General features: G+C 59.9%; 13 protein-coding genes. 7 read left to right on the top strand and 6 right to left on the bottom strand.

What is annotated here, in order from left to right; all coding sequences use genetic code 11:
- The first annotated feature begins 45 nt into the window (after positions 1-45).
- Positions 46-933, top strand: coding sequence for a helix-turn-helix domain-containing protein (locus U1A53_RS16145; protein ID WP_322282514.1), 888 nt, complete (start codon positions 46-48; stop codon positions 931-933).
- Here U1A53_RS16145 and U1A53_RS16140 read toward each other — a convergent pair whose 3' ends face one another.
- From U1A53_RS16140 to U1A53_RS16130, 3 genes are read right to left on the bottom strand one after another with little or no spacing between them, the layout of a single operon-like run.
- Entirely contained in the window at positions 934-1,512 is a 579-nt protein-coding gene (locus U1A53_RS16140; protein ID WP_322282512.1) for a histidine phosphatase family protein, read from the bottom strand. It abuts the gene before it with no gap.
- 39 nt (positions 1,513-1,551) lie between these two features.
- Positions 1,552-2,655 carry a hypothetical protein gene (locus U1A53_RS16135; RefSeq protein WP_322282511.1) on the bottom strand — a complete coding sequence of 368 codons (1,104 nt, stop codon included), beginning with the start codon at positions 2,653-2,655 and terminating at the stop codon, positions 1,552-1,554.
- 42 nt (positions 2,656-2,697) lie between these two features.
- Positions 2,698-4,356, bottom strand: a complete 1,659-nt coding sequence (locus U1A53_RS16130; RefSeq protein ID WP_322282509.1) for an ATP-binding protein — start codon at positions 4,354-4,356, stop codon at positions 2,698-2,700.
- Positions 4,357-4,543: 187 nt separating this feature from the next.
- Here U1A53_RS16130 and rpmI point away from each other — a divergent pair, with 187 nt between their 5' ends.
- The 5 genes from rpmI to pheT all read left to right on the top strand — a co-directional run bounded on the left by rpmI (position 4,544) and on the right by pheT (position 9,879).
- The gene (gene rpmI / locus U1A53_RS16125; protein ID WP_322282508.1) at positions 4,544-4,759 is read left to right on the top strand and encodes a 50S ribosomal protein L35; all 216 of its coding nucleotides are present in this window, start codon (positions 4,544-4,546) and stop codon (positions 4,757-4,759) included.
- 124 nt (positions 4,760-4,883) lie between these two features.
- Positions 4,884-5,273 carry a 50S ribosomal protein L20 gene (gene rplT, locus U1A53_RS16120; protein ID WP_322282507.1) on the top strand — a complete coding sequence of 130 codons (390 nt, stop codon included), beginning with the start codon at positions 4,884-4,886 and terminating at the stop codon, positions 5,271-5,273.
- 222 nt (positions 5,274-5,495) lie between these two features.
- The gene (locus U1A53_RS16115) at positions 5,496-6,350 is read left to right on the top strand and encodes a metallophosphoesterase (RefSeq protein WP_322282505.1); all 855 of its coding nucleotides are present in this window, start codon (positions 5,496-5,498) and stop codon (positions 6,348-6,350) included.
- Between the two features lie 65 nt (positions 6,351-6,415).
- A complete protein-coding gene (gene pheS / locus U1A53_RS16110; RefSeq protein ID WP_322282503.1) occupies positions 6,416-7,441 on the top strand; it encodes a phenylalanine--tRNA ligase subunit alpha in 1,026 nt (341 codons plus the stop codon).
- A 41-nt stretch (positions 7,442-7,482) separates the two neighbouring features.
- Entirely contained in the window at positions 7,483-9,879 is a 2,397-nt protein-coding gene (gene pheT, locus U1A53_RS16105) for a phenylalanine--tRNA ligase subunit beta (RefSeq protein ID WP_322282501.1), read from the top strand.
- Between the two features lie 398 nt (positions 9,880-10,277).
- Here pheT and dcd read toward each other — a convergent pair whose 3' ends face one another.
- From dcd to U1A53_RS16090, 3 genes are read right to left on the bottom strand one after another with little or no spacing between them, the layout of a single operon-like run.
- Positions 10,278-10,904: a dCTP deaminase gene (gene dcd, locus U1A53_RS16100; protein WP_322282500.1), complete on the bottom strand. Its 627-nt coding sequence runs from the start codon at positions 10,902-10,904 to the stop codon at positions 10,278-10,280.
- 1 nt (position 10,905) lies between these two features.
- Complete coding sequence (locus tag U1A53_RS16095; protein WP_322282498.1) at positions 10,906-12,336, bottom strand: hypothetical protein; 1,431 nt, start codon at positions 12,334-12,336, stop codon at positions 10,906-10,908.
- 23 nt (positions 12,337-12,359) lie between these two features.
- Positions 12,360-12,836, bottom strand: coding sequence for a hypothetical protein (locus U1A53_RS16090; protein WP_322282497.1), 477 nt, complete (start codon positions 12,834-12,836; stop codon positions 12,360-12,362).
- A 162-nt stretch (positions 12,837-12,998) separates the two neighbouring features.
- On the opposite strand from U1A53_RS16090, the gene U1A53_RS16085 reads away from it, so the two are divergent.
- Positions 12,999-13,265, top strand: a complete 267-nt coding sequence (locus tag U1A53_RS16085; protein WP_322282496.1) for a hypothetical protein — start codon at positions 12,999-13,001, stop codon at positions 13,263-13,265.
- The last annotated feature ends 113 nt before the right edge of the window (positions 13,266-13,378 follow it).

The following is a 13,378-nucleotide window of genomic DNA, read 5'->3' as shown; positions in this document are numbered from 1 at the left end:
CGTCAACAACAGTCAACCATGTAAACAACCGCCAACTTCCCCTCCATGCACGCCAAAGCTGCCATCCAAGAGCTATCCGAAACCCACACGCACGGGCCGGGCACGGAGTTCCGCGTGGTGCGGGCCACGGAGCGGGACGCGCGCTCCTGGCTGCGTGGAGCGCCGGTGTGCGGCACGCTGGGCACGCACCGCATCGCTCACGCGGGCGTCATGACGGCGCGTGCGCCCTACCGCATCGTGCGCATGCACCAGGGCGGTTTGTATTTCCTCGCCTGCCTGGAGGGCGAGGGTCGCGTGCTCGTCGATGGCACCTGGAAAAAATGCGGCGCTGGCATGGCCGTGGCGCTGCCGCCTTTCATGGTGAACGCCTTCCAGGCCGTGCCCGGAAAGATCTGGCGCTGCTGCTGGGTGCGCTACGAACAGCAGCCGCAGCAGACGCCCATCCTCAGCAGCAGTTCGCCGCTCATGGCCCCCTTTGCCGGCACCGCGCTCTACAGCGCCATCGAAGGCCTCATCGAAGAAGCCGGACACGAGGCCAAACCGGCCGCCATGTTCCATTGGGTGGAACTGATCCAGCACTACATCGAGCGTTTCGCTCAACCCTGGCAGGTCGATGACCGCCTGCACCGCATCTGGGAAAAAGTCTCCGCCAACGTCGGCCATGACTGGACGCTCGACGAGCTTGCCCGGCAGGCTAACGTCAGCGCCGAGCACCTGCGCCGCCTCTGTCGCAAGGCGCTTGGCCGCACGCCCATGCACCACGTCACCTGGCTGCGCATGCGCAAGGCCGCCGAACTGCTCTCCACGACAAATCTGAAGGTGGAGACCATCTCCCACGAAGTCGGCTACATGAATCCCTTCGTCTTCAGCAACACCTTCAAAAAGTGGATCGGCTGGCGGCCGAGTGAGCATCGCAGCCGGATGGACGGATGATCAATCATCTCCATCTTCCCGCGAAATCCCCGCATACAGCTCGGGGAAGCGGCGTTCGAGGGACCTGGGGGTGATGTAGCCGATGAGCTGGGCTTCGTTCCAGTCGGCGAGGCCCCAGAATTCGTGGGGGAAGGCCATGATGACGGCGGTGCAGGTGGGCACCTTCGGAATGTTGGCACGGGCGAGGATGTGCTCGGCGAAGTCGTGCAGGCCGGGATTGTGGCCGAAGAGCATGACGTGGTGCCAGCTTTCCTCGAAGCCGCGCATGACTTCGAGGATGCGGTCGGATTCGGCGAGGTAGAGGCGCGATTCGAGCAGCAGCTTATCGACTGGCAGGGCGAAGGTCTCGCGCATGATCTGCGCGGTGCTCAAGGCGCGCAAGGCGGTGCTGGTGACGAGGCGATCTGGTAGCGGGAGCAGGGCCGGGGAGCCGTTGCCACCGAAGTAGGTGCGATGCAGAAACGCCGCGACCGCAGGTGCGGCGCGCTGCCCGCGCTCATTGAGCGGACGATCATGGTCGGCGAGTCCAGGCTGGCCCCAGCTGGATTTCGCGTGACGCACGATGGTGAGGTATTTCATTTCTGCGGAGAGCTCAGGGCGGAGGGCGAAGAGGCCGGTCTAGGCGGCGATTTTTTCGAGCTTGATGGGGTAGGTTTGGAAGGCGTTCCACTGGCAGACGATGAGGTCGCCGTTGTCGAGGACGCAGACATCGTGCCCGTGATCGAAAATGCGCTCGGCCTGCATCAGGGGCGTGAGTTTGCCGTCTTCATACACGGGTGCGGTGCCGCCGGGGGCGCTGACGACTTTGCCTGCGGCATCGAGGATGACGGTGAAGCCGCTGGGGTTTTGCGGGAGCTTGTTGATCTCGGGTGTCTTCGACCAGCAGACGCCGGCGTAGAGTTCCTGACCGGCGATGACGGGCCGGCAGACCATGGCTCCGGGCACGTCGAGGGTTTCGAGGTATTTGCCATCGAGCGTGAAACGACGGAAGCAGTTGTCCACGCGTGAGGTGACGATGACGGTGGCCTTGTCGGCGCCCTGGCGTGTGTCGATGGCGATGCCGTGGGCGTTGTTGAGGCGCTCCTCGGCGGGCACGTCCTTGTTGCCGCCGAAGCGCTGGATGAACTTGCCTTTGGCATCGTAGCGCAGCACAAACTGCGATCCGTAGCCGTCCACGACGTAGATGTCGCCATTCGGAGCGATGGCGGTCTCGGTGGGATTGAAGACCATGTCCGGCTCATACGCGCCGACGCTCATGGGATGGCTGATGGAGAAGATTTCTTTGCCGCCGAGGTCGGTCTTGGTGATGCGGCCCGTTTGGCGGTAGCCCGCGCTGCCGGATTTCCACAGGCCGCTGTCGGTGACGAAGAGGAACTCCTCGCCGTTCTCGTTGGAGAGCGTCAAGCCGTGGCCGCCGGGCCAGACGCTGCCCCAGGAGTCGAGGATGGTGCCGTCGGGCTTGAAGACGAGCATCTGGTTGTCCCAATGATCGCCAATCATGAAGAGACGGCCGTCTTTGACCTGGACCATCTCATGGCAGTTCAGGATCGGGTGATGTCGCCCCTGACCGGCGGGCACCCAGTCTTTGTTCACTTTGTAGCGATGCGCGCCGTGGCCGATGACGGTGTCTTTTTTCGGATCAGGCGCGGCGCGCAGCGTTTCGGTGAACGTGGCGGCGGCTGCGGTGGCGAGGCCGGAGAGGAAATGGCGGCGTGTTTTCATGTGAGTCGGAAAATATCGTCACAAGCACGGCCCGGCGCACGCTCAATTCCGCTTCATCATGGTGGCGATGCGATGGACGGTCTGTGTGAGTTCGCCGGCTTCGTAGGGCTTTGGCAGCACGCCGACGAAACCGCGCTCGAGGAAAACCATCTGTACCTCCTGCGTGACGCTGCCGCTGGTGCAGACGATGCGGGCGTCGGGGTCGAGGTGGAGGATTTCTGCGGCGGTCTCGGTGCCGTTCATGCCGCCGCGCAGCGTGAGATCCATGAGGACGACATCAGGCGGTGTGCCGGTGCGGAAGAGGCTCTGGTAAATTTTGACGGCGTCCTGGCCGTTGTCGCACTGCACGACCTCGTAACCGCAACGCGTGAGGATCATGTGGGCGACTTTGCGCAGGTCATCCTCGTCATCGACGATGAGCACCTTGCCTTTGCCATGCTTGAGCGGAACGGGCGCGGCATCGGCCGGGATGAGCTGCCTCGTGGTGCCCGAACCTGAGGCGGCAGGCAGGGTCACGCTGAATTCAGTGCCGACGTTCGGTGTGGAGGTCACGCGGATCTCGCCGCCCATCTCGTCGATGAAGCGCTTGCAGGTGGTGAGGCCGATGCCGTTGCCGTCCGCCTTCGTGGTGAATGACTCACGGAACAGGCGCTGCAGGTTTTCTTTCGCGATGCCGCAGCCGCGGTCACGAACGATGATGTGTACATGCGGGCCGGGTTTGAGGGAGCCATCTCCGAGGGCACCCACCATGTAGTTGTGCGCCTCGACATCCATGTAACCGCCATGCGGCATGGCCTGGATGCCGTTCATGACGAGATTTTGCAGCACCTGGCTGAGCTTGACCGGATCGGCGAGGGCAAGGCGCAGGTTGTCGTCATTGCGCACACAGACTTGCACGTTTGAACCGGCACCGGCGAATTCCACGGTGTCGTGCATCAGGGCGGCGATGTCGGTGGCCTCGTGTTTGCGTGGTGTGGCTTTGGAGGCATTGACGACCTGCGAGGTGAACTGCCTTGCACGCTTGAGGCCGGTGAACACGAGCTGCAACTCCTGGGCGAGCGCGGGCTGATCCTGCAACTGTTGCAGCAGAGCGGACAAACGCACCGTGACAGGGCCGAGGAGGTTGTTCACGTCATGCGCGATGCCTTGGGCAAGAGCGGCGAGGTTTTCTTTGCGCAATTGAACCGATTGAGCATCCAGATCGTCCGCCGCAGGCCGTGCTTCGGTCTTGGCGGGCGCGGCGGAGTGCGAAGGGCTGATGAGGATGGTGAAGTTCAGCAGCTTGCGCAGGCTGTTGAAGACCGCGCGTACACGCCAGGTGCAGCGCACGGGAGCTTGGGTGCGCAGGCTTTGCAGATGGCACTCGCACTCGTGACAGCCACCGTTCTCCACGGCAAGCCGCAGGCCTTGCAGCAGCGTTGTGGCGTCATCGTCACCTGCGACGAGGTCATTGAGTCCCAGGCCACGGAGTCCGGTCTCGGGGTCTGCCCCGGCCAGCATGGCGGCGGCGGCATTGCTGAAGATCACCTTGGGACCGCACTTGGGGTCACTGGCCTCGCTTTCCACGATGACCACGCCATCTGCCACCTGATCCAGCGCTACACGCAGGTAATAGTTTGCCACCTTCAGATGCTCCAGCCCCTGCTCCAGTTCACTGAGTGAGGCTGGAGTTGCGGAGGTGGTGGAGGGGGAGGAGGTCATGAATTATCCGCGTGCTTCCGACTCATTTAGCAATTCGAGATAATTAAGACAACTTTAATTTTTGATATTTTGAGTTTTTCTGACTCCCACTTTTGCGAGCGGGTCTTCGGCGTGGCTTCATTTGTCTTTGTGGCACTGTGAAAAACCCCTTGCCGAACGAGACATCTCCTTTACCATCGCCGCCCCTATGTCCAAAAATGCCGGTATCGCCAAGACGAGGAAAGCTTATTCCAAGCGGTTCAAAATAACTGCCACGGGTAAGGTGCTGCGCCGTAAACAAGGCAAGCGCCACATCCTGCAGAACAAGAGCCGCAAGCGTAAGCGCAACCTCGGAAAAGTCGCCCTCGTGGCACAAGTGGATGTCAAAGCAGTCAAAGCGAACATGCCGTTCTCTCACCGCTAAGACGACCACACGGTCCTGCAATCAGGACCACGATGAATTTGCCTGATCCCGCTCCGTGGGATCTTCGAACAGGTGAGGCAGACCATCGCTACCCCAACAACAGCCTGATCAAAGACAACGACACATGCCTAGAGCCACCAACTCCCCCGCCAGCAGGAAGCGCCGCAAGCGCGTGCTGGCAAAAGCCAAAGGATTTCGCGGATTCCGATCCACGCATTTCCGTTATGCGAAGGACGCCGTCCGCAAAGCCGAAACCTACGCCACTCGCGACCGCAAGACCAAGAAGCGCAACTTCCGCAATTTGTGGGTGCAGCGCATCAACGCCGCAGTCCGCCCTTTCGGTTTGAGCTATTCCCGCTTTACCGAAGGCCTCAAGTTTGCCGGCATTGATCTCGACCGCAAAGTCCTCGCCGACCTCGCTGTCAAAGACATCGCCGCCATTGAGGCTCTCGTTCAGCAGGCCAAGGCCGCGCTGGAAAAGAAAGCCGCCGAAGCTCCCAAAGCAGCAGCGTAACGCCGCAGGTTCATTCAAACCTTTCACCACAGCCGGGACGCAATACGTCCCGGCTGTTTTGTTTGAGGCTGATGCTGTCTCTCACCCCCCTCCCACGCAGCTTGGTTGTCAGAGGTGCTGAAAAAGTGCGTGTTTTCAGCGACCTTTGATCATTCGCGTGTCGGCATTGTCACAGAAAGCCGCGCTCCTCAGGGACACATCCGCCGTTTTTTCTTCGATCCCATGCCAGAACTTTACTCTCGTCGCAGCATTCTACGCAAATTCACCGCTTTGGCCGCCTGTGGTGCCCCCAGCGCGGCCATGGCTTCGGATAACAAACGGCTGTTGATCGAACGTGTCGAAATCACCGTCCCCGGATTGCCCCCTGCGATGGATGGCTTTCGCATCGCCCAGCTCAGCGACCTGCATCTCGAGCCGTTCACCACGGTGGATGACATCCTGCAGAGCGTGCATGCCTGCAATTCTCTGAAGCCCGACATGGTGGCCCTGACGGGGGACTTCGTGACCAACAACACCCGTGCGGCTCCGGTGGTGGCGGAATTGCTCGCGCAACTGGAGGCTCCATACGGTGTGTATGCCAGCCTGGGCAATCATGATTTCTGGAGCGGAGCACCGGAGGTCGTCAAAGCGCTCAACGAGCATAAAATCCCCGTGCTGCGCAATGAGACCCGCCGCATCCGTACTGACCACGGCACGCTATGGCTCGGCGGCCTGGATTCCGTGTATGTGAACAAGCCGGACGTGCGCAAAACCCTGCAGGACTGGAAGCAGACACAACCGCTCGTGCTGATGATGCATGAGCCGGACGCCGCTGATGTCATCGCGGCAGCGGGCGTGAAGGCGCTGCAGATTTCCGGCCATACTCATGGCGGTCAGCTCGTCTTCCGCGGCAAGGCACCGATGACTCTCCGCCGCGCCCGTCATGGAAAAAAATACCTCGCCGGCCAGTATCAGGTGGGATCGTTGCAACTGTACGTGAATCGCGGGATCGGCTGCGTGGGGGTTCCTATGCGCATTGGCTGCCCGCCGGAAGTGACGGAGCTGACCTTGCGCAGCCCGGAACTCGCACGAGCGTGATCCGCTGCGAACAGGAGGTTCCAATGGTTGCACGCGGGCTTTCCCGCAGCTAAGGGGCCGGTTCCATGCTTTCCGCCCTCGACTCCCTTAAAACCGAAGCCCTCGCCGCGCTCGACGCTGCTCAGGATGAATCCGCGCTCGAAACCGTGCGCGTGAATTTCCTCGGCAAAAAAGGCAGCGTCACTGCTCTCAGCCAGGGCATGAAGGACGTACCCGCCGATCAAAAGAAAGAAGTCGGTGCCAAGCTCAATGATGTGCGCACCGCCGTCACCGAGGGCATCGAGTCGAAGAAACTCGCGCTCCAAGCGGCCAAAGACGCCAAAGCCGTCGAAGGCATCGACATCACGCTTCCAGGCCGTCCAGGTGCTGGCGTTGGTGCGTTGCATCCGCTCACACAGATTCGCGATCTCGCCATCCGTACGCTGCGCCGCATGGGTTTCGCGCTTGCCGAGGGACCCGAGATTGAAACCGAATGGCATTGCTTCGACGCGCTAAACACACCCGCCGATCACCCCGCTCGCAACGAGAAGGACACCTTCTACCTTCCCGACGGCCGCCTGCTGCGTACGCACACTTCCAGCGTGCAGATTCGCACCATGGAAGCCGCGAAGTCGCTCCCCATCCGCATCATCGCCCCCGGCGCTGCGTATCGTCGCGATGAGATCGACGCCACGCATCTCAGCGTCTTCAATCAACTTGAAGGCCTCTACGTCAATCAAGACGTCAGCCTCGGCGACCTCAAAGGCACGCTCGAATACTTCTTCCGCGAGATCTTCGGCCCCGGCACCGCAGTGCGCTTCCGCCCGCACTTCTTCCCCTTCACAGAGCCGAGCTTTGAGATCGACGTGAAGCTCGAAGCGAAGGGCAAGGAGGCCCGCTGGATCGAAATCGCCGGCTGCGGCATGGTCGATCCCGCCGTCTTCACCGCCATCAACAAAGCGCGTGGCGACACCCTCTTCGATCCCGACACCACCACCGGCTTCGCGTTCGGTCTCGGCCTCGACCGCCTCGCCATGATCATGCACGGCATCACCGACATCCGTCACCTCATCGACAACGACGTCCGCTTCCTCCAGCAGTTCGCCGCGTGAGCCTCCTTGACCACTCTTGACCCTTTGACCGCGTAATTGTCATGCAAACCTCCCTCTCCTGGCTCAGCACCCATCTCGACCTGAGTTCCTACGCCACCGCCCAGCTCTCCGATCTCCTCACCTTCGCCGGTGTCGAAGTCGAAGGCATCGAAGAACGCGGCGTCACCACCGACAAAGTCGTCGTGGCGCAGATTCAGTCCTTCGAGCAGCACCCCAACGCCGACAAACTCAGCGTCTGCCAGGTCGATGACGGTAGCGGCACCACACGCCAGATCGTTTGCGGCGCGAAAAACTTCAAAGCAGGCGACAAAGTGCCGCTCGCGTTGCCCGGAGCCGTTTTGCCCGGCGGATTCGCCATCAAGGAAGGCAAACTGCGTGGTGTCGATTCGATGGGCATGATGTGTAGCGGCAAGGAACTCGGCCTTGGCGAAGATCACGCCGGTTTGCTCATCATGGCCGCTGATTCACCCATCGGCACGCCCTTCAATCAGCTCAATCCCGCCGACGTGCTCTTCGATCTCGAGATCACGCCGAATCGCCCCGACCTCCTCAGCCACCTCGGCCTCGCCCGCGAACTCAGTGCCCTGACCGGCATCCCGCTCAAAGGCCAACGCGAATACACGAAGACATCGACCAAAGCTGCGGACTCGGAGATTAAACTCGAAGCGAAAGACGCCTGCCCGCTTTACACCGCCCGCATCATCAAAGGCGTCAAAGTCGGCCCCAGCCCGGAGTGGTTGCGTCGTCGTCTCGAAAGCATCGGCCTGCGCCCTATCAACAACATCGTGGACATCACGAACTACGTTATGATGGAGATGGGTCAGTCGCTGCATAGCTTCGATCTCGACAAGCTCAACGGCGGTATCGTTGTGCGCATGGCCGCCGAGGGTGAAAAATTCCTCGCGCTCGACGGTCAAACCTACGCGCTGCAAACCGACGACCTCGTCATCGCCGACAGCCATCGCCCCGTCGCCATCGCGGGCGTCATGGGTGGTGAAGAAACCGGCGTCACAGAAACCACGGTCAATGTGCTGCTCGAAAGCGCCTACTTCGCCCCCAGCGGCATCCGTCGCACCTCACGCCGCCTCGGCCTCAGCAGCGACAGCAGCTACCGCTTCGAGCGCGGCATTGATCCACAGCAGGTGCAGGGCGGTTCCGAGTTCGCGACCAAATTGATCCTCTCCATCGCCGGTGGTACCGCCGAAGACGTTGTTCTCGTTGCTGGTGAAGCGCCCGCGCTCGTCAGCGAAGTCACGCTTGATGAAAATCGCGCGCGCAAGCTCCTCGGCACGCCCGACATTACGGGCGACGAAATCCACGCCATCCTCGAAAAGCTCGGCCTCACCAAAAAGTCTGCCAACAAGCACGAGAGCCACTGGCTCATCCCCAGCTACCGTCTCGACCTCCAGCGCCCCGTCGATCTCATCGAAGAACTCGCTCGCGTCATCGGTCTTGAGCGCGTGCCATCACGCCAAGTCGCCGTCGCATCGCCCGTCGAGGCCGCCGACCGCACTTATGACTTCGGCATGAATCTGCGTCAGTCCCTGGCCAGTCGTGGCTTCTTTGAAGCACAAACCCTGCGCCTCATCGCCACCGCGCAACTCGCTGACAGCCTCGGCGCTGCCGATGCCGCCAGTGTGGCCGTCGCCGTGAAAAATCCGCTCAGCGAAGACCACACCACGCTGCGTCCCAGCATCGTTCCCGGCCTCATCGCCACCGCCGCGCTCAACATCCGTCAAGGATTGCATCGCCTCCGCTTCTTCGAACTCGGCCGCGTCTTCCTGAAGCTCCCCAACGGCTCCAGCCGCGAAGAAGAACGCCTTTCCATCCTCCTCAGCGGCCCCGTGTCGCCTTCGAGCTGGCATGGCCGCGAACCGCAGGCCGCTGACATTCACGAACTCGTCGGCCAGATCCAAAACCTCACGCGCACGCCCATCGAAGTGCGTCCCGCGAAGGAAAACGCCGCCAACTTCCTTCTCACCAGCGAACTCCGCGCGGGCAACCGCGTCCTCGGCTGGATCGCCCAGCTTCATCCCTCCCGCGCCCGCGACATCGACGCCCGCCATCCCGTTTACGTTGCTGAGCTCCTCCTCAGCGCCCTGCGCCAAGGCAGCACCGGCCCCACCAAGTTCGAAGAACTTCCAAGATTCCCCGGCATGACCCGCGATGTCGCCATGGAAGTCCCCGCCGACCTCCCCCACGCCAAAGTCGCCGCCTTCTTCGCCGCCCAGAAGCACCCGCTCTTCATCGGTGCCGAAGTCTTCGACATCTTCACCGACCCCACCGGCCAAAAGATCCCCAGTGACCGCAAATCCATAGCCTGGACCCTCACCTACCGCGCCTCTGACAAAACCCTCGAAACCGCCGAAGTCGATGCCGCCCACACGGCCATCCTCACGGCGCTGGAGAAGACCCTGCCTGCCAAGGTTCGGGGGTAATTTCTCCAAGTCCGGCCACTCTTCCTCTCCGCCCCTCTGCGGCAAAATCGCGCGACTCACCACCACCAATTCACCGCAGAGAGGCCAAGGGGCAAAGACCGCAGAAAGACCCGCGCTGTCATCGAATATGCCTGGAAAGACGCCGCCAACTACCGCGCCCGCCTCTTAATCACAGCCGACACCCCCGAGGCCCTCTACCGCAACCTCACCGCCCCCCGTGGGCTTCGTAGCTTTAGCGAAGAATGCCCCGTCCTGAATCTCCCCGAGCAGAACGAAAAAGAACAAGCCCTTCAGGTCGAAGCCGCCCTCCGCTGGCTGAAACTCCACCCCGGTTGGTTCCTCATCATCGACAACGTGGACACCGACGAAGCCGCCGAGGAAACCAAGGCACCTCAGTTTTACAATGGCTGTTTTGATTTCGCTTTTCCCCAAAACCTCATCTCTTGGTCCAGGGAGCGAGTGAAGAACTGTGGTAACCCGGCCTCGGTCGGGCAGTCGTAGCGTCCATGATAGCGATCACCGCCAACCATCTCAGGATTAACTTCTCCTGCCACAACCTGCTGAAAGATCAACTGCCCGACCAACAGACCAGGGTAAAGAGCTATCGGACTGTCGCTGAGATTGGCGAGTTCGAGCGTGAGACAGCCTTTGAATCCTGGCTGGACTACGGACGCAGTGGCCACTACCAGCCCAAGCCTCCCCCATGAGGAACGGCTGGCCACCTGGCAGAAGAGGCTTGGAGGGATCGACAAATACTCGAGTGTCACAGCGAGTATCAGTTGATTGGGATGAAGGATGAACGCTGAATGATACTTGAGGCGGACACGGTCGTAGAGCCTGCGCTCGACTTGCTGGATTTGGGCCTCGTCGGTCACATCATGCGAAGCAACAAAGGTACGACGAGGAACGATGATCGAAGATCCCAGCCGAACGTCAATGGAGCCAGGACCGATTTGATCCTCTGAGAGAAGCGGTGTCACGATCAATTTGTGATCGTAGTTATCGGTCTCAATGGCTTCGATCAATTTATGTTTGTTTAGAACGCTCACGATTCTCAGCCTCCCATTTTTTGAATTCGCCCTGAATATACGACACCTCGAAAGCTTTAGCAGTGAGGCGATCAAGCTTTTGGATCGTCCGATGCATGTCCCTGGCGCTTGTTTCAGTCTTCCGTTCAGACAAAAGACGCATCCGGTGAAGGGCCGATGCATTGAGAATCGCGCTGAAACTGGCACGTTCGCCGAGCAGAGTCCCATTGGGGATAATGTTGGGCACAATGTCGGCGAGGAGTCGTCGAATCAGTTCGACTACATGATTTCCGTTGCATGGCTGAAATTCGGCAAGATCGCGCAGCGGCGCCAGCATTTCAGCAGCCGTGCGTTTCAATACGGCGTGCAACGCCTGTTTGAGTGCGGGCAGTTGCTTCTCCATCGCGCTACGCAAAGCGGATGCGTCTTGCTCAGACTCTGGCTTCACTATCACGGTGTCAGAGTCATGCGCTTCATCGGTATGAGAAAGCAACTCGGGGATGGACGTGAACAACGGCTCCGTGCGGTTTGCCATCCCTGCGCGAAATGTCGGTAAATCGATGAACCCTCGCACGCAGGCCAGTCGGAACGCAAAGCTTGGGTAGGCCTTAATATTCGCGTCTTTGGGTATGAGGCGAACCACCCAGGATCCCATGCTACTCCCCCAGCCGATCTCATGGAGGGAAAGCAGGAAAGCAGGGCCTGCGATCAGGGCACCAACTTGGTCGCAAAAAAGTTCCGTTGCTAAACTGCGAACAATCTGACCGAGGCGCGGCACAGAGCGTGCGGCGGCATGCTTATTGGTCTTCTCCATCTCTTCTCGAATGGCGACGAGAGTCGGGAAACATTCGTTTTCAACAATACGGGCCAACCGATTGGTGTCGCTCCAGTCCAGAGCATGACCGAACTCATGACCCAGGTTGGCGTAGAGAGGAAGATTTTCATCTTCGACAGAGGCTATTTGGAGGCAGTAGAGCTGTCGCCCATCCAACAGGCGTTCGATCTCTTCGGGCGGAAGCACGCGGCGCAGGAGTGTTTTAAGACGATAGGCAAACGACTCCATCCAGTAGTTGTGGTCCGAGCACACCGAATAAAATATCTCTACGTCAGGGGAAGATGCGAAGATTAGCTTACAAAAGCGGTCACAATAGCTGACTAGCGGCCACGATATGTGGGCACTACTGGACCGCTCAAGCAGTTCCACCATCTGTTGCATAGACAGCAACACATTGAGCAAAGCCTCTGGACTCATGGGCGACCAGAATTTCGGGTCAGCCAAGCTGTCGAGCGTATCCAACAGCATTTTTCGTGCTGTGCCTGACGATGGGGTGGGAAACGCCGATGTGTCTATTTGCAAGATGGACGTCCTGGTCTTTTCGATCAGCGCGAGTGATTTGGAAAGAATCAAATTGTCGGTGATCGTAGCCATGGCATTTCGACGTGCCTTTGAATTCACATCATCAATGCGGACTCCGTTTCTGTGAGGAGTTTGCGCAGCAAATCTCTGAGAATGGCAAATTCCGTCTTCGGCGGCGGCGCGGTCGGCATCAACTCAATCTTGGCGAGGTATTCGCGGGGGGCGGCAATCAAGCGCTCAATCTTGTCCTTCCGAGTAAGGCTCTTGCGAGGCCAAGACTTGAAAGTTTCCATCTCTTCGAGCGACTTCACCAAATCCACATTTAGAGTATACCCCGTATGTGAGGGGCGAGACGGGAAAAAGGCGTCTGCCGGATGTTCATCTGATGTGGTGGGGGGCTGCAATTGGCGGCTGAGAAAGTCGCTCAAATCATCAATGCGTGAACGATCTAGCGGATAAAGATCCTTGGCACCAGCAGCCGTTTCGACGCGCGCTAGAGCGTGCTCCATGGATTTGAGATTGGTCCACAGGTCGGCGTAATCCCCTGTGGTGGCGATTGCTTGAGGAATCATTCTGTCAATTCAACAGATTCGGGCCGTTCCTGCAACCCTGAATTCCTTTTTCCCAAAGTCCTGCCAAGATCGCCTGGGAAAGGAACCCAGGTCCAAACCAACTGGGAGGCCTGACAAGCAAGCTGGATACATGTTTGCTTCAATTCACCCCGCGTATGGCGAATGACCCCAGCCACCAACGGGACGAGTTCGTATTTTTCTTCGCCTTCCTGGGGGACGACGATGGAGCGGTTGGTGAGGAGCTTGAGGGCGCGGCGGGTGGTGGGTTCATCGACGCCGCTGATCTCGGCGATGGCGGTGACGGGGATGCAGCCGCTCGGCGAAGGTCCGGACGCGCAGGCGTTCCGTGTCGCTGGTCTGGTGGTAGCTGATGAAGAAATCGGGAATCACGGAGTAGTCTGGATTGGAATCACCAGTCTGCATCCATGAAAAATGCGGGCCGAAGCGGCCAGCAATTCGTGGTGAGGTGATGCAGAGGCAAAGAGGCGCACGAATGCTCCAAATCCCAGGAAATTGCGGCCTGACATGCCATCGAGGCTGTC

Origin of the sequence: Prosthecobacter sp. (assembly GCF_034366625.1) — a bacterium.
GTDB lineage: Bacteria > Verrucomicrobiota > Verrucomicrobiia > Verrucomicrobiales > Verrucomicrobiaceae > Prosthecobacter.
Note: the sequence above shows the minus strand (reverse complement) of the source record. Positions and strands in the feature narration are given on the sequence as shown.